This is a genomic window from Micromonospora sp. NPDC007208 (assembly GCF_042869175.1).
GTDB classification, from domain to species: Bacteria; Actinomycetota; Actinomycetes; order Mycobacteriales; family Micromonosporaceae; genus Micromonospora; species Micromonospora foliorum.
Genome location: NZ_JBIAFG010000025.1, coordinates 27971 through 49507 on the forward strand (window position 1 = coordinate 27971; position 21537 = coordinate 49507).

Sequence of the window (21537 nt, forward strand, 5' to 3'; positions counted from 1 at the left end):
CCTACCCCTTCACTGACCCCTGGATCAGGGCCTTGATGAACTGTCGCTGGAAGATCAGGAACACGATGAGGGTCGGAGTGAGGATCAGCAGCGACCCGGCACACAGCAGCACCAAATCGGTGCCCCACTGGCCCTGGAACGCGCCGAGCGCCCCGGCCATGGTGCGTTTGGTGGCGTCGTCGACCAGGACGATGGCGAGCAGGAACTGGTTCCACGTCCACAGGAACAGCAGGATCGTCAGCGAGGCGATAGCCGGCCGGGCGAGCGGCACCTGGACCCGCCAGAACAACTGCCACGTGCTGCTGCCGTCCACCCGGGCCGCCTCGGACAACTCGACCGGCACATTGGTGAAGTGCGCCCGCATCCAGAACACCGCGAACGGCATGTACAGCCCGATCAGCGGCAGGATGATGGCCCAGCGCGTGTTGAGTAGGCCGAGATCCTGCATCTGGTAGTAGAGCGGCGTGACCACGGCCTCGAACGGCAGGGTCAGCCCCAGCAGGAAGAGACCGAGGACGAGTCGGCCGCCGGGCACCCGCAGCTGACCGAGCCCGAAGCCCGCCATGGTCGCGATGAGCACCGACACGGGTACGACACCGGCCACGATGAGCAGGCTGGAGCGGAGCAGGGCACCCATGTTCGCCGCGGTGAAGGCGTCGGCGAAGTTCCCCCACTGCGGGTCGGACGGCCACTCGAGCCCGCTGGGCACGGTGCCACGGGGCTGCAACGCCGCCGAGAGCATGCTCACGAACGGCAGCAGGGTGACCACGATCAGGGCGATCAGGAAGACGCGCCCGGTCAGCTGTTCGCGTCGGCTCAGGTTCACGGCTTCTCCCCTCGGCTCAGGCGCTGGATCGGCAGCACACACGCCAGCACCAGCAGCATGAGTACGACGGCGAGCGCCGAGGCGAGCCCCACCTGCCGCTGCGAGAAGGCCAGCCGGTAGATCTCCAGGCCCGGCACGGTGGTCTGGAGGCCGGGGCCGCCGCTGGTGGAGATGTAGACGATGTCGAAGCTCGCCAGCGCCGCGATGATCGTGACGGTGAGGCAGACGCCGATCTCCTGGCGCAGGCTGGGCAGGGTCACGGCGAGGAACTCGCGGACCGGGCCGGCACCGTCCAGGCGGGCGGCCTCGTACAGCGCCGGGTCGATCTTGCTCATGCCGGTGACCAGCAGGATCGTGCAGAGGCCCAGCAGGACCCAGGCTCCGATGACGCCGACGGCAGGCAGCGCCGTGTCGAAGTCGCCGAGCCAGGCGCGGGCGACGCCACCCAGCCCGACCGCACGCAGCGCCTGGTTGACCAGACCGTTCGACGACAGCAGCCAGCTCCACGCGATGCCCGCCGCGACCAGGGGGATGACCTGCGGCAGGAACAGGATGGTCCGGACGACGGTGCCGAACGCCCCGGTGGTGATCCGGCGAACCATGCTCGCCACCAACAGTCCGAGCGCGACCGGGATGAAGCTGAAGAAGACGATCAGGACGATCGCGTTGCCGATGATTTTCAGCAGATCGCTGTCGGTGAAGACGGTGAGGTAGTTGTCCAGGCCCACCCAGCGGGCCACCCCGATCCCGTTCCAGTCGTAGAGCGAGTACTGGAGCGTCAGGACGAGCGGGCGCAGGACGAACACCGCGTACATCACCAGGGCGGGCAGGACGTACAACCAGCCGGTCCCGGCCGCGCGGGCCCACCGGAATCGGTGGGCCCGCGTGGGGGTGGGACGGGCGTGACGGTCGTCGCGCCCGGTTGGTGCGCTGCCGAGGGCAGACGTCATCGGGACAGTTCCTTCTGGTACTCGGCCTGGACCGCCTTCACGTACCCCTCGGGTGTCTGCTGGCCGGCGATCAGCTTCTGCATCTCCGGAGTGATCGCGGCGGCGAAGATGCCACCGGTCGCGTTCGCGGTGAAGTCCACCGCGCCGTTCTCCGCGCCGAGCTGCTGCGATGCCTTCAGGGTCTCGGCCAGCACGGTGTTCGGGGCGGCGCTCGGCACCGGCAGGTCACTCGGGCCGCCGGGGCTCGAGCCGCCGACCGTCACCGAGATCTCGCGGGCCTTGGCGTTGGTGTGCACCCAGTTCAGGAAGTACGCGGCGGCGTCCGGGTTCTTGGCCTTGGCGGAGACGCCGAAGGTGTTGGGGGCGGACATCGCCACGTGCTTGCCACCGGGAGACTCGGTGGGGAAGAGGAAGAAGCCCACGTTGCCGGGCATCGACTTGTCGAGGTTGGCGGACTCCCAGTCACCGTTGAACATGAACAGGCCGTTGCCCTTCTGGAACTCCCCCACCATGCCCGCGTAGTCCAGGGCGTTGGCGTCCTTGGTGAAGTAGCCGGCCTGGGCCCACTTCTGGATGGTCTGGGTGGCCTTCAGGGCGGCCGGGGTGTCGAACGTGGCCCCCGGCTTCTGGAAGATCCAGTCGGCGACCTGGGTCGGGTCGCCGAACTGGTTCTGCAGCGCCTGGTGCGGGAAGTTGATGCCCGCGGTGTTCTTGTTGAACTGCATGATCGGCTGGACCCCGCCGGTCTTCGCCTTGGCCAGCAGCTCCTCGAACTCGGCGACCGTGGCCGGCGGCTGGGTCATGCCGATCTGACTGGCCAGCTTCTTGTTGTAGAAGACGCCGGTGACGCTGTAGCCGAGCCCCATCCCGTACAGGGAACCGGTGCCCCGGGTGTTGTCGCCGACGCGCAGCTGCATGAGCTGCGAGGCGGGGAACTTGTCCCAGCCGTACGCGGTGAAGTACGGGTCGAGGTTCTTGAGCAGGTCGTCCTTGACCAGGTCGACCATGGTCGGGAGCCGGATGATGTCGGGCGAGTTGTCCGACGCCATCACCCGGGGCGCGTTCTCCACGATCACCGTGAACTGGTCCTCGCGGATGTTGAACTTGACGTTCGAGTGCTGCTTGGAGAATTCGTCGGCCAACGCCTTGGCCAGCGGGAAGCCGGTCTCCGCGTACATCTCCAGGGTGATCGGGTCGGTCCCCAGCTCCGTCTTGACGGCGGCATCGGACTTCTGGGTCGACGACCGGTCCTCCCCCGGCGCGCTGCAGGCCGTCGCGGTCATCCCGACCGCCAGCAGCGACGCGAGGAGCACGAATCTCCGTCGCGGAAACTTTGTCAGCAATTCTGCCATTTCATGACTCCTTGACATCTCCACGCGTCCCGCGGCCAACGGCCGCGCGACGGCTCCACCGGGACCACCGCGACCGGGTGGCGGCCACGACACGTACGCCGTGACCTGTCGCCCGGGCGCAGCACCCGTACCGTCAGCAGAAAAAGAACCCGGCACGGCCACCGAAGGCACCTCTGGATGCGCCAGAAGTGGCCGCTAAACTGATTTAGCAGAGCATGCGCGCGGCACGGGAAGCTGTCAAGGACAACTTGGCAACGGTGCGGAAACGTCGGGTTCACACCGCGCCGACGTGGCCGACGCTCGACCTCGGACGGCGACGCATCATGATGGGCAGGAGCGGCGCCTGTGGCACCGCGCCCTGATTCGGAGGACTGATGGGCCGCAACAGAGCAACACTCGCCGACGTCGCGCAGCGAGCCGGGCTGTCCAAGACCGCCGCGTCGATGGTGCTCAACGGCAGAGAGGGCACCCGGCTCTCGGCCGAGGCGCACCAGCGGGTGTTCGCCGCCGCCGAGGAACTCGGCTACCGGCCCAACCTCGCCGCGCGCAGCCTCCGCACCCGCAAGACGGCCACCATCGCGTTCGTCTCCGACATCGTGGCCACCACCCGCTTCGCCGGTGACCTCATCCGCGGCGCCCTCGACGCGGCCCGCGAACGCGACCACGTCCTGCTCATCACCGAGACGCAGGGCGACGCCACCTTCGAGCAGTACGCCATCGAGGCCGTCCTGGACCGGCAGGTCGACGGCGTGATCTACGCGGCGATGGCGACCCGACGACTGGCGGTGCCCGCGGCCATCCTCGGCGGCCCGGTGGTGCTGCTCAACGCCACCAGCCCCGACGGCCTGCCCAGCGTGGTCCCCGACGACGAGGGGGCCGGCCGCTCGGTCGCCACCGCCCTGCTGGATCTCGGCCACCGCGACGCGATCGCGCTCATCGGCCGCAACCGACTCAAGGAGGACGACCCGGAGGTCTCACTCGCCGCCCGCGCCCGCCTGCACGGCATCCGGCAGACGCTGGACGAGGCGGAGGTCAGCCTCCTGGCCGAGTGTTTCTGCACCGAGTGGTTGCCCGAGCACGGGTACGCCGCCATGCGCAACCTGCTGAGCAAATCGAAGCGACCCAGCGCCATCATCTGCATGAACGACCGGCTCGCCTTCGGCGCCTACCAGGCGCTCGGGGAGGCGGGGCTGACCGTCCCGGAGGACATCTCGGTCATCTCCTTCGACGACGACCCGATCGCCGCCTGGCTGCGTCCGAGCCTGGCCACCACGGCGCTGCCGCACGAGCAGATGGGGCGACGCGCGGTCGAACTGCTCCTGGACGGGGGTTCCGCCGAGCCCTCCCTCGTTCCGATGCCCCTGCGCCGACGCCGGTCCCTCGCGCCTCCGGCCGGCTGACCAAAGGCCCTCCGGCCCGTACCGTCGGGTTGGCCCCGGGCGACGCTAAAACGGTTTAGTGCTAGGTTTCCGACCATGCTTCGTCTACCCGACCACTGGGTGTGGGACAGCTGGTACGCGCGGGACGACAACGGCCTCTGGCACGTGTTCTTCCTGCGCGCGTCCCGCGCCCTGCACGACCCGCACCGCCGCCACCGTCGGGCCACGATCGGCCACGCCGTCTCGGCGGACCTGCGCTCGTGGCGTCTGGTCGCCGACGCCGTGGTCCCCGCCGACGCGCCCAGCTGGGACGACCTGGCGACCTGGACGGGCTGCACGGTCCGCGGGCCGGACGGACGGTGGTATCTGTTCTACACCGGGGTCGGTCGCGCCGAGGACGGGCTCGTCCAACGCATCGGACTGGCCGTCTCCGACGACCTCATGACCTGGCACCGGCACGGCACCGAGCCGATCGTCCAGGCCGACCCCACCTGGTACGAGCTGCTGGACAAGGACCTGTGGTACGAGCAGGCGTGGCGCGACCCGTGGGTGTTCCCCGACCCCGACGGCGACGGTTGGCACATGCTCATCACCGCCCGCGCCAACACCGGGCCGACGAACACCCGTGGCGTCGTCGGCCACGCCACCTCCACCGACCTCGTCACCTGGACCGTCGCGCCGCCGCTGTCGACACCGGCCGGTTTCGGTCACCTCGAGGTGCCCCAGGTCGCCGTCCTCGACGGGCAGCCGCTGCTGCTGTTCTCCACCGAGGCCACCGGCAGCGCCCGGCGCGACGACCACCGGATCTGGGTGGCGACCGGCGAGACCACCCTCGGGCCGTGGGACATCGCGTCCGCCCAGCCGTTCGCCCACCCGCACCTGTACGCGCCCCGGCTGGTCCAGGGACCCGCCGACGACTGGTCCCTCATCGGCTTCCTCGACCACGTCGACGAGACGTTCGTCGGGGAACTCACCGATCCCATCCCGGTCCGCTACCGCTCCTCCACCGGGTTGACCGTGCTCGAAGGGCCGTAACCGGACAGGTCCGGGCCGAGGCGTCTCGCCCCGACCCGGACCCGTCGCTGGCTCAGCTACGCAGCTGCCACTGCTGGTTGGTGCCGCCGCTGCAGGACCAGAGGATCAACTTCGTGCCGTTCGCCGTCGCGGCGCCGTTGGCGTCCAGGCAGAGACCCGACTGCGCTCCCGTGATCGTGCCGTTGGCGTTGACGTTCCACTGCTGGTTGGGCTGACCGTTGCAGTCCCAGATCACCACAGTGGTGCCGTTGCTGGTGCCCTGGCCGGAGGCGTCCAGGCACTTGGTCCCGTAGACCATGAGCTGCCGGCTGGCGGTGTGGGTCCACCGCTGGTTGGCAGCGCCACTGATGCAGTCCCAGATCTGGGCCTGCGTGCCGTTGGTGGTGCTGGAGTTGCCGATCTCGGCGCAGCGGCCCGACTGGGCGCCCACGATCTGCACGTTCGTCGGGTTGGTGCTGCCGCCGCTCTGCACGCCAGCCGTGTTGATCACCGTCTGCGCGCCCGACGGCCAACTGCCGTTGCTGACCGTGACGTTGCTGTTGACCACGTTGCCGCGGTCGCCGTTCGTCACGTTCGTGCTGCCGTTGGTCGACCAGTTGTTGGTGACGGTGAAGTTGCCCATGTTCTCGGCGTAGTAGTAGTTGGCGGTTGCCCAGGTGCCGGTGGACGAGAACACGTTGTTGCGGGCGGTGTAGTAGCGCGAGCCCTCGTCGAAGTAGAGCCCGAACCAGCCGTTGGTCCGCAGGCAGTAGTTCTGGGTGATGGACCCGCCGGGGTTCGCCGACAGTGTGTAGATGCACCCGCCGTCGGTCATCTGCTGCATCACGTCGTGCACGTAGTTGCCGACGACCTGGTTGTTGGCCGCCGTGGTCGCCGTGGTGTAGCGCGGCTGGTAGTTGTACAGGCCCCGGTTCGCGTAGTGCTGGCTGCCGCCGGCGTCGTTGGCGCCCCAGCCGTAGCCAACCGACAGACCGGTATACGGCATGTTGTAGACCTCGTTGTGCGAGACCAGCGAGGTGTTCACGTAGGTCGTCAGGATCGAGACGACGCCCCGGTACTCCAGACCGAGATCGTGCACCCGGTTGTTGCTGATGGTGATGTTGCGGTTGACCATCCGCTGGTCGCTGGGGTGGTGGGCGTCGGCGCGTACGCCACCGACCACGATGCCACCGGCCGAGTTGCGGGCGATCTCGGAGCGGGTGACGGTGATGTTGTTGGCGGCCAGGCCGACACCGCTGGCGTGGGCGTTGGCGTCGTTGCCGATGCCGATGGCCGTCTGCCCGAGGTTGACGAACTGCGAGTCGCTGAAGGAGATGGTGTTGGCCGCGGAGACCTGCACGGCGGCGGGCATCTGGGCCCAGCTCGGACGGGTGGCCTCGAACAGCGGGCAGCCTTCCTGGCAGGAGGTCAGCGCGTCGGACGGACGGGCCCAGGTGCCGACGATGTGCGCGCCGGTCTGCTGGTCGGCGAAGCCGTTGCTGCTGCTCGGGCCGAGCCAGCTGGTGCCGGTGAAGGTGATGCCGCTGAACGAGATGTGGTGCGCCGGCGCGTCGAGAGTGCCGCCGACGTTCACCAGGGACTGCAACTGTGGCAGCTCGACGCTGACCGAGCTCATGGTCTGCCCGGCGAGCGGGATGTAGTTGAGCTGGCCGTTACTCGGGTTGAGGTACCACTCCCCCGCCGAGTCCAGGAACTCGTACGCGTTGGCCAGGTAGAACGGACCGGCGCGGTGCGGGCGGGAGAGGGTGTCGAACCCGAAGGTGTTGTTGTTCCACGCGGGCTGCTGCATCGTCAGGAAGTTGCCGCTGATGCTCTGCACCGGCGAGTACCGGTCGGTGAACGAGCCGACGCTCTCCACCTCGACCCGGTTCTGGTTGCCGAGGTTGTTGAGGTAGTTGAGCGCGCTGTTGGTGAACCGCATGCCGGACGTGGTGAAGGTGAAGTCGGAGCGGTTCACGGCGGTGCGTGCCCGCGTGGCGACGGCCCCGTTGACGTAGAGCTGACGGGAGTCGAGCCCGGCGGGGACGTTCGCCCGCCAGATATTCTTCCCGGAGTCGACGAGCGACCAACCGGTGACCGCCCGGGCGCCGGTGATCGTCGGGCGGGCGCCGGTGGCCGCCCGCCAGATCACCTGATAGCCGTTGTTGCCCGAGTCGGCGGCGGTGAACCGCAGCGGCGACGAGAGCCGGTACGCGCCGTTGGCCAACTCCACGACGATGTCGCCGGACATCGCGCTGTTGATCCCCCGCACCGCGGTCTGGGCGGCGGTCAGCGAACACGGTTGGCTGGCGGAACACGCGGTGCCGGTGCCGGAGGGCGACGCGTAGAGGGTGGTGGTGGCCGCGAGGGCCGGGGACGCCGAGGCGGTTACCGCCACCAGGGCGGTCACCGCTGTCGCGGCGGCGCCGGCCAGCAGTCGGCGCAGCGACGGAATGGACGAGGACACGGGACGGTGCTCCTGACGTGAGAACGGGGGTGGGGGTGGCGGAACGGCCTCAGCCAACGCGGGGGTGGGGGGCCGGGGCGGTCATCCGAGGATCTCCCGGAGATAGCGCAGGCCGTCCGTGGCGAGACGGTCCTGGGAGGGGGCCAACGGACGCCAGATCGCCGCGGCGGTGGCGATGGCCTCGTTCTCCGCCGTGAACGACTCGATGCAGATCGCGCCCTGGTAGCCGGTGTCCCGCAGGACGGTGAAGAAGCGGGGCCAATCGAAGTGGTCAGCACCGGGAGCGCCCCGGTTGGTGCCGCTGACCTGCACGTGCTTGATGTGTTGGCCGGCGACGGCGAGGGCCGCGTAGGGGTCGGCCTCCTCGATGTTCATGTGATAGGTATCGATCATGATGCCGACGTTCGGCGGTAGCCCGTCGATCAACTCGATCGTCTGCTCGATCGTGTTGACGACGCTCGTCTCGTAGCGGTTCAACGCCTCGACACCGATGCTCACGCCCACCTCGCCGGCCCGCTCGGCCACCGGCGCCAGGGCCCGCCGGAAATCCGCGTAGCAGGCCGCGCGAGCCGCCGGTGACATCCGCCAGGTGCGGCCGACCGAGGCGTACGCGGGACCGCCGACGCACGGTGCGCCGACGGCCGCCGCGCTCGCCACGCAGCCCATGAGGTACGCCACCGTCGACTCGACGACCGCCGGCGCAGCGTCGACCAGTTCCCGCCCTGGCGGGGTGACCGCGCAGACACCGGCGGCGGCGAGGCCGTGCGCCGCCAACAGGTCCCGGGTACGGATCGGGTCCCAGTCGCCGGGCTGCTCGATCGGCAACTCGACCGCGTCGAAGCCGAACGCGGCGATCCGCGGGATCAGCTCGGCCAGGGCCTTGTCGTCGACCGGCGAGGCCCAGACCCAGGGGTTGACGCCGATGGCGTACATCAGGCCCTACTTCCAGCGCTGCGGGTAACCGGGCAGGTCGGTGCAGCCGCACATCGCGTAGTGCAGCGGCGGCATGCCCGCGTCGAGGTACTGGTCCAGGTTGTCCTGGGTGACGGTCGGCTGCGGCAGCTTCCACGGGCTGGACACCTGCTGGCCGTCGAGGATCCGCAGCGCCGCGATGATCGGCGTACGCCACTGGTAGGTCGGGTAGGTCGGCGCGATCGCCGTGAGCTTCTTGTCCTTCCAGATCTTCAGGAAGTCGAGCTGGTCCTCACCGTTCATCGGCGGAACGGGCTTGCCCGCGTCCTGGAACGCCTCGACCGCCGCGACGGCCACCGCTCCGGCGTCCATCCAGACCCCGTCGATCGTGCCGTACCGCTGGATGTAGTCGTCGACGATCTTCTTGGTCTTGGCCGGGTCACCATCGGTGAACTCGACGCCGACGACGTCGACCTTCGCCTTGTCGAACGCCACCTTCGCCGCCGACCAGCGGGTCTCCAGGACGTCGACGCCGGGCAGGATCCGCAGCGCGAGGACCTTGCCGCCGGGCTTCATCTTCTGGCTGACGAACTCGGCCCCGACGTGGCCGAAGCCGTAACCGCCGATGGGGTTGATGAACGTCACCGGGCACTTCGTGTTGACACCACGGTCGAAGACGACGACCGGCAGCCCGGCCTGGCAGGCCGCCTCGACGGCCGGGGTGAGCGTGGCGGTGGTGTTCGGCGAGACGATGAGCGCGTCGCAGCCCTTGCCGAGCAGATCGTTGATGTCCGCGATCTGCTTCTGGTCCTTGCCCTCGGCGTCGACGTGCACGAACTCCTTGATGCGGCTCTTCTGCGCCTCGACCTCGGCCTGCATGGTCTTGAAGCCGACCTGCCGCCAGGGGTTGTTCAGGGCCGCGTTCGAGAAGCAGATCTTGTGTGGGCCGTTCTTCTTGAACTTGGCGGTGTCGACCATCGTCGGGTTGAGCACCTGCTCCCACGGCTTGTCGGCCGGGCCCGTCGGAGCCGCGTCGAGCAGCGCCAGCTCGGCGTCGTAGTCGGCCTGCACGAAGAACTTCGACTGTTCTCCGGTGCCGGACCCGGGAGCGGAGGCGCTCCCCGACGGGCCCGCGGCCGGCTCGTCGGTGGAGCAGGCGGCGAGGGACAGCAGGGTGACAGCGGCAAGCGCCGCCATGGAACGTCGCACTATGGTTTCCCCTTTATCTCGACGAAGAACGCGATGCCGAGACCGCCACGGCGAGCAGGATGATCCCGCCCTGGACGGTCGACCTGAGGGCGCCGGAGACGCCGTAGAAATTCATGAGGGCGAACAGCAACTCGAGGGTCAGCGCGCCGAGCATCGCCCCGACGACCGCGCCCCGACCCCCGCCGAGCGCCACGCCACCGAGGACGACCGCGGTGATCGCGCCGAACTCCAGGCCCGCGCCGGCCTGGAACGACACGCCGCTGTAGCCGCCCAGGAGGATCGCCGCCACCGCCGCCGCGAGGCCGCTGAGGATGAAGGCGAAGGTCCGGGTACGCCACACGCGTACGCCGCTCAACTCGGCGGTGCGCGGGTTGTCGCCGACGGCGACAAGCGTCCGACCGAAGTCCGAGCGCATCAGCAGCACGGCCGCCACCGCCAGGACCACCAGGACCAGCAGCGCGTACGGCACGCGGCCCAGCACCGGCACGTCCTCGAAGGCCCGCCGGCCGAACCGCCGGAACTCCTCGGAGAGCCCACCCTTCGGGGCGCCGTCGGACCACAGGTAGACCGCGCCCACGAGGATCAGGAACATGCCGAGGGTGGTGATGAACGACGGCACCCGCAGCCGTGTCGTGATCAGGCCGTTCACCAACCCGACCAGCGCTCCGAAGGCGAGCAGGAGCAGCACCACCGGCCAGGTACGCGCCGGGTCGCTGTCGATCAGCCGGGCGGCGACCACCACCTGCGCGGTGACCAGGGACCCGACCGAGAGGTCGAACTCGCCGGACACGATCACGAAGTACTGGCCGGCGGCGAGCAGGATGATCGGCGCCGAACGACCGAGGAAGGACATCAGCGACGGCGGGGCCAGGAAGTCGGGCTGCCGGATGCCGACGAGCACCAACAGCACCGCGAGGATCGCGAGGATCGGCAGGACACCACCGGGACGCACCCGCGGCAGACGCAGCGGCAGGGAACGGGGCTGGACGGTCTGCATGGCTAGGCCGCCTTTCGCATGGCCCGGCGGGCGTAGACGGCGACCGCGGCGATGATGATGACGCCCCGGATCACCTGCTTGAAGAAGGCGTCGACCTCGAGCTGGTTGAAGATGGCGTCGATGCTGGCGAGCAGCAGCACCCCGCCGACCGTCCCGATGACGCCGCCGCGCCCACCGGCGAGGGCGGTGCCGCCGATCACCACCGCGGCGATCGACTCCAGGTCGTAGAGCCCCTCGGTGCCGACCCGCGGGGCGCCCGAGCCGAGCCGACTGGCGAGGTAGATGCCGGCGAGCCCCGCGCACATCGAACACAGGACGTGGGCGGTGACGAGGACCCGGTCGTTGCGGACACCGGAGAGACGGGCCACCTCCGGGTCCCCACCGACGGCGACCAGGTGGTGGCCGAAGCGGGTCCGCGACAGCGCGAACCAGGCCGCCGCGGTCACGACTACCAGCAGCAGGAACGACACCGGCACCGGCCCGACGCGCTGGTAGCCGAGCGACTGCACGAGCGAGGGCGCGGTGGTGCCGGCCGGCCCGTCGTAGCCGTTGTCGAGGTATCCCTTGAGCAGCAGCCCGACGCCGAGGGTCGCGATGAACGCGTTGACCCGGAACCGGGTGACGAGCAGCCCGTTGAGCAGCCCGACTCCCGCACTGACGACCAGCACCAGGCCGATCGCCGGCAGCACCGCACCGTCGTTGCCGTTCATCGTCTCGGCCGCGACGAGGGTACTGAGGCTGATCACGTACGCCACCGAGAGGTCGAGCGAGCCGCCCAGGATCACCAGGGTCTGGCCGACCGCGACCAACCCGAGGCCGGCGGCGACATGCAGCAGACTCACCGTCGTGGACTGGTTGAAGAGCTGACCGCCGTCGAGCAGGACGACCAACCAGCCGATCGTGAGGGTGAGGGTCAGGGCCACGAAGACGCCCGGTACGGGACGCCGGGCCGGCAGCAGCGACAGAGCACTCACTGGGCCTCCTCGGTTCGCGACTGCGGGGCTCGCAAACCCGGCTCACTCCTCGCGCTCACTGGGCCACCTCGCGCACGGTGCCGACCGCCAACGCGACGACCTCCTCCTCGGTCGCGCCGGCGGGCAGCTCGCCCGCGACGTGACCGTCCCGCATGACGACGATCCGGTCACTCATCCCCAGCAGCTCCGGTAGGTCGGACGAGATCATCAGCACGGCCGCGCCGTCACGGGCGAGGCGGCGGACGAGGTCGTGGATGGCTGACTTCGCGCCCACGTCGATGCCCCGGGTCGGCTCGTCGAAGAGCAGGATCCGCGGGTTGAGCGCGAGCCATCGGGCCAGCACGACCTTCTGCTGGTTGCCCCCGGACAGAAAACGGATCTCCTGGTCGTCGCCGGCGCCGCGGACCTCCACGGCGGCCAGCAACTCGCGCACCCGAACGGTCCTCGCCGCACGGCCGGACCGGGCGGCGAAGACGGCCCGGCTGGCGAGCAGCGCGTTGTCGAGCACCGACTGCCGGGGGACGATCCCCTCGCCCTTGCGGTCCTCGGTGACGTAGGCGATGCCGGCCCGCATCGCGGTACGGGGCGAGCGCAGCCGGACCGGCCGGTCGTCGAGCGTGACGTCCCCGGTCGTGAACGGCGACACCCCGAAGATCGCACGGGCCAGCGCCGAGCGCCCGGAGCCCTGTAGGCCGCCGATGCCGAGCACCTCGCCGGCGCGCAACTGGAGGTTGACGTCGCGCAGCTTCCGGTTTCCCGCGTCGCGCAGGTTGAGCCGCACCGGGCCCCGGTCCTCCGGGGCGGCCCGGTCCGGGTAGTAGCTGGACAGCTCCCGGCCGACCATGTGCCGCACCAGCTCGTCGGCGGTGGTGTCCACGGTGTCCACTGTGGTGACCCGACGGCCGTCCTTGAGTACGGTGATCCGACCGGACAGGTCGAAGACCTCGGCGAGCCGGTGCGAGACGTACAGCAGCCCGATGCCCCGCTCCTGAAGTCGGCGCACCAGCCCGTAGAGCAGCTCGACCTCGTGGTCGGCCAGCGCGGCGGTCGGCTCGTCCATGATGAGCAGTCGCGCGTCCAGGGCGAGTGCCTTGGCGATCTCGACAACCTGCTGCTGGGCGACGCCCAGCTGCCCCACCCGGGCGTCGGCCGGCAACGTGGTCTCACCGATCGAGGCGAGCAGTCGCGTGGTGCGGTCGAGCATCCCCCGGCGGTCGACGAGCCCGCGGCGGACCGGCTCGTGCCCGAGGTAGACGTTCTCGGCGACGGTACGCTCCGGGAGCAGGTTGAACTCCTGGTGGATGATGCCGATGCCGGCCCGCTGCGCGTCGCGCGGACCACGGAACGTACGTGTCGCACCGGCGAACTCGACAGTGCCCCCGTCCGGGGCGTACCCGCCCGAGACGATCTTCATGAGGGTCGACTTCCCGGCGCCGTTCTCACCGACCACGGCGTGCACCTCGCCCGGCGCTACATCGAGGTCGACACCGTCGAGAACGCGGACTCCGAGGAAGGACTTGCCAATGCCCCGAAGGGTGAGCAGCGGCACCGGCCGCGAGTCTGACATCCCGAGTGCCCTCACAGACAGTAGTTATCGACAGGACTCAATGCCACACTACGGCGGCTTTGAGGCGCTGGACATCAAACTTTCGTAGGAACAGCGATGGCTTACGTTCGCGCGTCCAAAACATTTCCTTGACACCAACGAAACATCACACGTATGAAGATAGATGTTTGGATGCGGGTCCGCAATCCTCGATCAAGCCCGACTGCCAGCCCGGGCCGCGATCGACAGGCGGAACCGCAGCGAGGGAGCCGAGCGCGACCGCCGTCCACCGGGCAGGACGTCGGACGTTACTTCGTGAATTGACAGTCTTCGATCTCTAGCTCATCCTGACCTCGTGGACCACGGGACGAGAACCACGGCCAGCATCACGCTGTGTGACGTCCCGCAGGTCTGACTGCCGTTGCGGCGAACGGCACGAGGACAGACCAGCGCGCCCGTGTCCCTCGCGTGTCCAGGTCAACCTGACGCGTCGTAGGACCCGTGGTCGCAACCCCTACGCCCGCCCAACCTAGGAGACGGCATGCGTCGCAACACATTGCTCATCTCGGTGATCGCCGGCCTGTTACTGGCGCTCGGACTCGCCCCACCCGCGTCGGCGGCTCCGGCCTTCCGCGCGCTGCTGTTCACCAAGACCGCCGGCTACCGGCACGACTCGATCCCCGCCGGAATCGCCATGTTCCAGCAGCAGGCCGCGGCGAACAACTTCGAGCTGGTGGCGACCGAGGATTCGAGCGTCTTCACCGCCAGCAACCTGGCGACCTTCGACGTCATCATCATGTTCCAGACCTCCGGCATGGTCTGGACCTCGGCGGCCCAGCGCCAGGCGGTGGAGGGTTACCTCGCCAGCGGCAAGGGCATCGTCGGCATCCACAACGCCACTGACATGGGCATCGACACCGAGTATCCGTGGTGGGACGAGACCATCAACGGCGGCGCCCACATGCCGGAGCACTCCCCCGGCGTGCTGCCCGGCACCGCCATCGTCGCCGACAAGAAGCACCCGTCGACGGCCGGTCTGCCGGATCGGTGGAACCGCAGCGAGGAGTGGTACAACTTCGACACCAACCCGCGCGGCAAGGTGCACGTCCTGGTGACCGCCGACGAGCGCACCTACAACCCGGGATCGCGGGCGATGGGCCCGGACCACCCGATCTCCTGGTGCCGCAACACCGCCGGCGGGCGGGTGTGGGCCACCGCGATGGGCCACGCGATCGCCTCCTACAGCGAGACGAACTTCCAGAACCACGTGCTCAACGGCGTGAAGTGGGCCGCCGGTAACGTCCCCGGTGACTGCGGCGGCACCGTCTGGGGCAACTTCGAGAAGCGCACGCTCGACGACAACACCGTCGACCCGATGGCGATGGCGGTGGCCCCGGATGGACGGGTGCTCTACGCCCAGCGCGGCGGGCAGCTGAAGATCTTCAAGCCCTCCACCAACAGCACCGTCACCGCCGGCACGCTGAGCGTCTACACCGGCGGCGAGGACGGTCTCACCGGCATGGCGCTCGACCCCAACTTCGCCACCAACGGGTACGTGTACCTGTACCACTCACCGGCGAGCAGCTCGACAGACGTCAACCGCGTCTCCCGCTACACCCTCAGCGGCGACACGCTGAACATGTCCAGTGGTGTGACGATCATCGACATCCCGGCGTACCGGGACCGGACGTTCCCCGAGCCCGGCCACACCGGTGGCTACATCGAGTTCGGTCCGGACGGCAACCTCTACATCGGCACCGGCGACGACACGCCCCCGAACCTCGACCCCAACTGGCAGGGCTACGCCCCGCTGGACTGGCGCTCGGGCAAGTCCAACCTGGACGCGGCCCGCACCGCGGGCAACACCAACGACCTGCGCGGCAAGCTGCTGCGTATCCGCCCGGGAGCCAGCGGCAGCTACACCATCCCGAGCGGCAACCTCTACCCCCAGGGCACGGCGCAGACCAAGCCGGAAATCTACGCGATGGGCTTCCGCAACCCGTTCCGTTTCTCCATCGACGCGGCCACCGGCTGGGTCTACCTCGCCGACTACGGGCCGGACCGCAACCCGCCGACCACCAACCGGGGCCCGGAGGGCCTGGTCGAGCTCAACGTGATCAAGACGCCCGGCAACTACGGCTGGCCGTTCTGCCACGGTGACAACCAGCCCTACGCGCCGTTCAACCCCGACACCGGCGTGGTCGGCGCGAAGTTCAACTGCTCCGCCCCGGTCAACAACTCGCCCAACAACACGGGCCTGACCAGCTTGAAGCCGGTCGTCGCACCCAACATCTGGTACGGCTACGGCACCTCGCCGACCTTCCCGGAGCTCGGCTCCGGCGGCTCCGCGCCGATGGGCGGCCCGGTCTACCGCTACGACGCGTCGAACCCGTCCGCGACGAAGTTCCCGCCCTACTACGACGGCGTGCACTTCTTCTACGAGTGGTCGCGCAACTACGTCAAGGAGGTGCACTTCGACTCCTCCTCGGCCGTGACCCGCACCAACCCGTTCCTGCCCGGTGGTGGCTTCAACAAGCCGATGGACATGGAGTTCGGTAAGGACGGCTCGCTCTACCTGCTGGAGTGGGGCACCAACTTCGGTGGCGGCAACAGCGACTCCGGGCTCTACCGCATCGACTACATCCAGGGCGGCCGGTCACCGATCGTCAAGGCCACCGGCACGCCCACCAGTGGCACCTCGCCGCTGACCGTCCAGTTCAGCAGCGCGGGCACGTCCGACCCGGACGGCAACACGCTGACCTACCAGTGGACGTTCGGCGACGGCACCACCTCCACGGCGGCCAACCCGTCGAAGGTCTACACCGCCAACGGCAACTACACGGCCCAGTTGAAGGTCACCGACAACACCGGTAAGACGGGCTTCGCCAACGTCCAGATCACCGTCGGCAACAGCGCACCGGTGGTCACCATCACCACCCCGCCCAACGGAGGCATGCTCACCTTCGGCGACAAGGTGCCGTACCAGATCACCGTGACCGACCCCGACGGCGGCACGGTCGACTGTTCGAAGGTGATCCTCAACCCCGCGCTGGGTCACGACGACCACGCGCACGAGACCACCGAGTATCCGGGCTGCTCCGGCACCATCTCCACCGACCTGCTCGGCGGGCACCCCGACGGCGCGAACCTGTTCTACGTGCTCAACGCCCGCTACACCGACAGCGGTGGCGCCGGTGGCGCGGCCCCACTCACCGGTACCGCGCAGGTGATCCTGCAACCGAAGCACAAGCAGGCCGAGTACTTCAGCAGCCAGTCCGGCATCCGGGTCGTCGACCAGGCCGCCGCGGAGAGCACCAAGCGCGTCGGTGACATCTCCACCAACGACTGGATCGCGTTCAGCCCGATGAGCCTGTCGGGCATCTCGACGGTCAGCTACCGGGTGTCGTCACCCTCCGGCGGTGGTTCGATCGAGCTGCGCGCCGGCTCGCCGACCGGCACCCTGCTGGCCACCACCACGGTGCCCAGTACGGGCGGCTGGGACAACTACCAGTCCACGACTCCGGTGAGCGTCGCCGCGCTCAGCGGGACACAGACGCTCTACATGGTGTTCAAGAACAGCAGCAACTCGTTCGACCTCGACTCGCACACCTTTGGCGGCAACGGTGTCGGTACGCCCAGCACCGGCGGTGGCCTGGCGGGGAAGACCTACACGGTCACCGCACAGCACAGCAACAAGCTGATGGATGTCAGCGGTGTCTCCACCGCCGACGGCGCCCAGATCACCCAGTGGGCGTCCACCGGTGGCAACAACCAGAAGTGGCAGGCGGTCGACGCCGGCAGCGGTGCGGTCTACCTGAAGGCGGTGCACAGCGGCAAGTGCGTCGAGGTGGTCGGCAGTTCCACCGCGGCGGGTGCCTTCCTCCAGCAGGCCACCTGCAACAACGGCAACCAGCAGAAGTTCACCGCCACCGCGACGGGAACCTCCGGCGTGTACACGGTGCGCAATGTGCTGAGCGGGCTCTGCGTGGACGTCAACGGTGCCGCCACCACCGACGGCGCCCGGCTGTTGCAGTGGACCTGCCACAGCGCCACCAACCAGCAGTGGCGGTTCACCGCCGTGTGACCCCGCGGCTGTCGCGGTAAAAGCTGACGTCCCGGTCGGGACCGGTATCCGAGGAACGGAGCCGGTCCCGGCCGGGACGTCGTCGTCGATCAGACCGGCCGGCCGGGCGGCGCGGCGAGCAGCCCGGCCGCCGCCAGGTCATCCCACAACTCCTCCGGTACGACGACCCCGGACCGTCGTACCGTCTCGACCGCCTGCGCCTCGTTGCGGATGCCGACCACCGTCGACACCACGGCCGGGTGCCGGCGGACGAAGGCGAGGGCCGCCTGCGGCAGGGTCACCCCGTACGTCTCGCAGACCGTGGCGATCCGCCGCGCCCGCTCGATCAGCTCGGCCGGGGCCTGCTGGTAGTTGTAGACGGCGTCGGCCGGCGGCCGGTCCCGCGACAGCAGCCCCGAGTTGTAGACGCCCGCGATGACCACGCCCACCCCCCGGTTCTCGGCGGCCGGCAACAGGTCGGCGGCGGCGCCCTGTTCGAGCAGGGTGTACCGCCCGGCGCACATCATCACGTCGACGTCGGTCTCCCGGACGAACCGCGCCAACATCGCCGACTGGTTCATACCGGCACCGATGGCACCCACGACGCCCTGGTCCCGCAGGTCGACCAGAGCGGGTACGGCCTCGTGCGCGGCCTGCTCCCAGTGGTCGTCCGGGTCGTGCAGGTAGACGATGTCGACCCGGTCCAGCCCGGTCCGGTCCAGGCTGGCCTCGATGGAGCGGAGCACACCGTCGCGGCTGAAGTCCCACACCCGTCGGTGGGTCGCGGGCACGTCGAACCCGTCGGAGTCCCGCAGGTGCGCGTCCCCGGGCGACGGCACCAGCAGTCGCCCGACCTTCGTCGACACCACGTACTCGTCGCGCGGCCGGTGGCGCAGCGCGGCACCGAGGCGGCGTTCGGAGAGCCCGAGACCGTAGTGCGGCGCGGTGTCGAAGTACCGGACGCCCGCCTCCCACGCCGCGTCGACCGCCGAGGCGAACTCCTCGTCCGTCGTCGTCCGGTACAGGTTGCCGCCCTGGGCCGCGCCGAGGCCCAGCTCGGTGAGGCGTACCTCCGGGCGACGCGGCAGCGCGCGCGCCATCATGACGCCTCCAGCCCGTAGACGCGGCGTGCCGTCCCGCCCCAGACCGACGCCTGGTCGGCCTCGTCCTGGCCCGCCAGCAGCTCCGCGAGGGTGTCGACCCACCGCTGGTACGAACTGGCGAGCAGGCAGACCGGCCAGTCCGAGCCGAACATCAGTCGGTCCGGTCCGAACGCGTCGAGGGCGTCCTCGACGGCGGGTCGAAGGTCCCCCGGCGTCCAGTGCGGGAGCGGCACCTCGGTCACCAGCCCGGAGAGCTTCGCGGTCATGTTGGGCGAGGCCGCCAACGACCGCAGGTCCCGGCTCCACTGCGCCAGCTCCGGACGGCCCAGCGCGGGCTTGCCCAGGTGGTCGAGGACGAAGCTCACCTCGGGCAGATCGCGCGTGAGACGCGCGGCCATGGGGAGCTGGTGTTGGCGTACCAAAAGGTCGAAGACGAGGCCGGCGGCGCCCACCGCCGCGATTCCCCGACGGACGTCCGGGCGGTCCAGGTACGCCGGGTCGGTCTCGGACTGCACGAGGTGGCGGATGCCGACGAGGCGTTCCCCGCCCCGCGCGGACCGCAGACGGTCGAGGCGCTCCGGAACGTCGTCGGCGGTCAGGTCTACCCAGCCGACGACCCCACGGACCAGTGTGTCCTCGGCGGCGACCCCCAGCAGTTCCACCGTCTCGTCCGCGGAGGCGATGGACTGCACCACCACGGTCGCGGTGACCCCGGCCGCCCGGGCCAGCGGCGCGAGATCGGCGGGTTCGAAGTCGGCGTCGATGGCCGCCATGGTCACCGGGTCGATCCACGGCTGCGGGTGCCGTGCCCGGACCCAGAGGTGGTGGTGTGCGTCGACGATCCCGGCGCGTCCGGGCTCCGGTGCGCCCGTCATCGGCCCAACCAGCCGCCGTCGACGGGCAGGACGACGCCGTTGACGTAGTCCGACGCGGTGGACGCCAGGAACACCGTGGCACCCCCGAGATCGTCGGCCCGGCCCCACCGCCCGGCCGGGATCCGGCCGAGGATCGCCTGGTTGCGGTCGGGGTCGTCGCGCAGCGCCTGGGTGTTGTCGGTGGCGATGTAGCCGGGCGCGATGGCGTTCACGTTGACCCCGTGTGCCGCCCACTCGTTCGCCAGCGCCTTGGTGAGACCGGCAACGCCAGACTTCGACGCGGCGTAACCGGGGACGGTGATGCCGCCCTGGAAACTCAACAGCGACGCGGTGAAGATGATCTTCCCTCGGCCACGCTCGACCATCGTCCGGCCGATCTCCCGGCTCAGGATGAACTGGCTGCTGAGGTTCACCTCGATCACGTGGTCCCACATCTCGTCCGGGTGCTCCGCGGCCGGGGTGCGGGCGATCGTGCCGCCGTTGTTCACCAGGATGTCGACCGGCCCGAGAGCGATGATGTCGCGGGCCAACCGGTGCACGGCCGCCCGGTCGCCGAGGTCCGCCCGCAGCGCGGTGAACCGGCGGCCGGTGGCGCGCACCCGGTGTTCGACCTCGCTGCCCTCCGCTTCGAGCTGGGCGGAGACGCCCACGATGTCGGCGCCGGCCAGGGCCAGCGCCTCGGCCATGGCGAGGCCGATACCGCGCCGCGCCCCGGTCACGACGGCGGTCCGTCCGGACAGGTCGAACAACGCCGTCACTGGTTACCCTCCCGCACATCGAGCAGCACCTTCATCACGCCGCCACCCTCCAGGGCCGCGAAGGCCGCGCTGGCCGCCTCGACCGGCTCCACCCGGGAGATGAGCTGCCGTGCCGGGATCGCACCCGAGGCGACCAACCGGATCGCCTCCACCATGTCGTCGCGCTGGTACAGGCGGGCGCCGAGGAGTTCCAGCTCGCGCCAGAAGAACCGGTGCAGGTTGACCTCCCGGGGCTGGGGGTGGATCGCCACCATCACCAGCCGCCCGCGAGTGGTGAGCACGTCGACAGCCGTCGTGACGCCGGCCGGGGCGCCGGACACCTCGAAGGCGATGTCCGCGCCCGCGCCGTCGGTACGGTCGTTGACCAACGCCACGACATCTGTCGCTCGCGGGTCGACGGCCTCGATCCCGATCCCCTCCGCCACCTCGCGTCGGAACGGGTCGGGCTCGACGAGGAGCACCCGCGCACCCCGGCCTCGCGCGACGGTGGCGATGAGGACGCCGACCGGCCCACCACCGACCACGACCACCTGGTCGTCGGCGGTCACGTTGCCCCGGCGTACGTCGTGCACGGCGACCGCCACCGGCTCGACGAGCGCCGCGTGGTCGAGGGGCAACTCCTCCGGGAGCGGCAGGACCAGCTCCACCGGCACGGTCCAGGAGGACTGCATGGCACCCGGTGAGTCGATGCCGAGGAAGTTCATCGCGTGACAGACGTGGGAGTTGCCCCGCTGGCAGGCCGCACAGCGTCCGCAGGGCCGGGTCGGCATCACGGTGACGGGCTGACCGACGTTCCAGCCGGTCACGCCCTCGCCGACGGCCGCGATCCGCCCGGACATCTCGTGCCCGATGATCGCCGAGTCACCGACCCGGGCGTCCATGTCCCCGTGATAGATGTGCAGGTCCGTACCGCAGATCCCGGTGTACGCCACCTCGATCCGTACCTGGCCGCGGCCCGGTGGCTCCGGGTCGCGGTTCTCGATTCCGAGGTGTCGCGCTCCCCGGTAGACGACTGCCTTCATCGTTCCTCCGTCTCGACGGTCGGTACGTCGGTCGTGCCGACCGGGCATGGTCGTGGGTGCATCGCCGTCGCGATGCACCCACGCCTTCCC

At 69.6% G+C, this 21537-nt stretch carries 15 protein-coding genes and 1 pseudogene; 3 read left to right on the forward strand and 13 right to left on the reverse strand.

Annotated elements, in window-relative coordinates:
• Nucleotide 1 precedes the first annotated feature (1 nt).
• From ACFYL6_RS31660 to ACFYL6_RS31670, 3 genes are read right to left on the reverse strand one after another with little or no spacing between them, the layout of a single operon-like run.
• Nucleotides 2–826, reverse strand: coding sequence for a carbohydrate ABC transporter permease (locus ACFYL6_RS31660; RefSeq protein WP_387176897.1), 825 nt, complete (start codon nt 824–826; stop codon nt 2–4).
• Nucleotides 823–1776 (reverse strand): carbohydrate ABC transporter permease, encoded by a 954-nt coding sequence (locus ACFYL6_RS31665; protein ID WP_387176898.1) that lies wholly within the window; start codon nt 1774–1776, stop codon nt 823–825. The genes ACFYL6_RS31660 and ACFYL6_RS31665 overlap by 4 nt, the downstream gene beginning before the upstream one ends.
• Nucleotides 1773–3128 carry an ABC transporter substrate-binding protein gene (locus ACFYL6_RS31670; RefSeq protein ID WP_387176899.1) on the reverse strand — a complete coding sequence of 452 codons (1356 nt, stop codon included), beginning with the start codon at nt 3126–3128 and terminating at the stop codon, nt 1773–1775. Before ACFYL6_RS31670 ends, ACFYL6_RS31665 begins: the two co-directional genes overlap by 4 nt.
• A 374-nt stretch (nt 3129–3502) precedes the next feature.
• Between ACFYL6_RS31670 and ACFYL6_RS31675 the strand changes: the two genes are divergently transcribed.
• The gene (locus ACFYL6_RS31675; protein WP_387176900.1) at nt 3503–4528 is read left to right on the forward strand and encodes a LacI family DNA-binding transcriptional regulator; all 1026 of its coding nucleotides are present in this window, start codon (nt 3503–3505) and stop codon (nt 4526–4528) included.
• A 51-nt stretch (nt 4529–4579) separates the two neighbouring features.
• Nucleotides 4580–5542, forward strand: a pseudogene (locus tag ACFYL6_RS31680) (family 43 glycosylhydrolase); the annotation flags it as partial.
• Nucleotides 5543–5594: 52 nt separating this feature from the next.
• Here the strand turns inward: ACFYL6_RS31680 and ACFYL6_RS31685 are convergent.
• The 6 genes from ACFYL6_RS31685 to ACFYL6_RS31710 form a co-directional block, all read right to left on the reverse strand.
• On the reverse strand, nt 5595–7988 hold the full coding sequence (locus ACFYL6_RS31685) for an RICIN domain-containing protein (RefSeq protein ID WP_387176901.1): 2394 nt from the start codon (nt 7986–7988) through the stop codon (nt 5595–5597).
• 81 nt (nt 7989–8069) lie between these two features.
• On the reverse strand, nt 8070–8921 hold the full coding sequence (locus ACFYL6_RS31690) for a sugar phosphate isomerase/epimerase family protein (protein ID WP_387176902.1): 852 nt from the start codon (nt 8919–8921) through the stop codon (nt 8070–8072).
• 6 nt (nt 8922–8927) lie between these two features.
• Complete coding sequence (locus ACFYL6_RS31695) at nt 8928–10109, reverse strand: substrate-binding domain-containing protein (RefSeq protein WP_387176903.1); 1182 nt, start codon at nt 10107–10109, stop codon at nt 8928–8930.
• Nucleotides 10110–10122: 13 nt separating this feature from the next.
• Nucleotides 10123–11106 (reverse strand): ABC transporter permease, encoded by a 984-nt coding sequence (locus ACFYL6_RS31700; RefSeq protein WP_387176904.1) that lies wholly within the window; start codon nt 11104–11106, stop codon nt 10123–10125.
• 2 nt (nt 11107–11108) lie between these two features.
• Nucleotides 11109–12080 carry an ABC transporter permease gene (locus ACFYL6_RS31705; protein ID WP_387176905.1) on the reverse strand — a complete coding sequence of 324 codons (972 nt, stop codon included), beginning with the start codon at nt 12078–12080 and terminating at the stop codon, nt 11109–11111.
• 55 nt (nt 12081–12135) lie between these two features.
• Complete coding sequence (locus ACFYL6_RS31710; RefSeq protein WP_387176906.1) at nt 12136–13647, reverse strand: sugar ABC transporter ATP-binding protein; 1512 nt, start codon at nt 13645–13647, stop codon at nt 12136–12138.
• 520 nt (nt 13648–14167) lie between these two features.
• Here ACFYL6_RS31710 and ACFYL6_RS31715 point away from each other — a divergent pair.
• Nucleotides 14168–17710 (forward strand): ThuA domain-containing protein, encoded by a 3543-nt coding sequence (locus tag ACFYL6_RS31715; RefSeq protein WP_387176907.1) that lies wholly within the window; start codon nt 14168–14170, stop codon nt 17708–17710.
• Between the two features lie 89 nt (nt 17711–17799).
• On the opposite strand, the gene ACFYL6_RS31720 is transcribed toward ACFYL6_RS31715, so the two are convergent.
• From ACFYL6_RS31720 to ACFYL6_RS31735, 4 genes are read right to left on the reverse strand one after another with little or no spacing between them, the layout of a single operon-like run.
• The gene (locus ACFYL6_RS31720) at nt 17800–18792 is read right to left on the reverse strand and encodes an aldo/keto reductase (RefSeq protein WP_387176908.1); all 993 of its coding nucleotides are present in this window, start codon (nt 18790–18792) and stop codon (nt 17800–17802) included.
• Nucleotides 18789–19667 (reverse strand): amidohydrolase family protein, encoded by an 879-nt coding sequence (locus tag ACFYL6_RS31725; protein WP_387176909.1) that lies wholly within the window; start codon nt 19665–19667, stop codon nt 18789–18791. Before ACFYL6_RS31725 ends, ACFYL6_RS31720 begins: the two co-directional genes overlap by 4 nt.
• Entirely contained in the window at nt 19664–20425 is a 762-nt protein-coding gene (gene kduD / locus ACFYL6_RS31730) for a 2-dehydro-3-deoxy-D-gluconate 5-dehydrogenase KduD (protein WP_387176910.1), read from the reverse strand. The genes ACFYL6_RS31725 and kduD overlap by 4 nt, the downstream gene beginning before the upstream one ends.
• Nucleotides 20422–21447 (reverse strand): zinc-binding dehydrogenase, encoded by a 1026-nt coding sequence (locus ACFYL6_RS31735; RefSeq protein ID WP_387176911.1) that lies wholly within the window; start codon nt 21445–21447, stop codon nt 20422–20424. The genes kduD and ACFYL6_RS31735 overlap by 4 nt, the downstream gene beginning before the upstream one ends.
• Between the last annotated feature and the right edge of the window lie 90 nt (nt 21448–21537).